1 protein-coding gene is annotated in these 415 nt (G+C 62.2%); it reads right to left on the bottom strand.

Going from position 1 to position 415, the window contains the following annotated elements:
* A partial coding sequence (locus tag E4K09_RS23730) for an IS6 family transposase (RefSeq protein WP_134500159.1) occupies nt 1-415 on the bottom strand: 415 nt, incomplete at both ends.

The following is a 415-nucleotide window of genomic DNA, read 5'->3' as shown; positions in this document are numbered from 1 at the left end:
AGCCCTGTTGTTCAAGCCCTTGTGAGACCGGTGCTCAACCCTCGGCATGACCTTGCGCCTGGCAGCCCCGTAGGAGGGCAGCTTATCGGTGATGATGCGCTTGGGCACCATACCTTGCTTCTTCATCAGCCGGATCAGCAGGCGCTTGGCCGCCTTGGTGTTGCGGTGGCTCTGGACGATCTCGTCGAGCACGTATCCGTCCTGGTCCACAGCCCGCCACAGCCAGTGCCTCTTACCAGCGATACTGATGACCACCTCATCCAGATGCCAGATGTCCCGTGAACTCGGCTGCTTGCGGTGGAGGCGCCGAGCATAAGCCGGCCCGAACTTCTTACCCCAGCGCCGGATCGTCTCGTAGGAGACGACGATACCGCGCTCGAGCAGCATCTCCTCGACAAGCCGCAGGCTCAGGGGA

Source organism: Microvirga pakistanensis, from assembly GCF_004458765.1.
GTDB classification, from domain to species: Bacteria; Pseudomonadota; Alphaproteobacteria; order Rhizobiales; family Beijerinckiaceae; genus Microvirga; species Microvirga pakistanensis.
The sequence above is the reverse complement of the archived record's forward strand: the minus strand, read 5'-3'. Positions and strand labels throughout refer to the sequence as shown.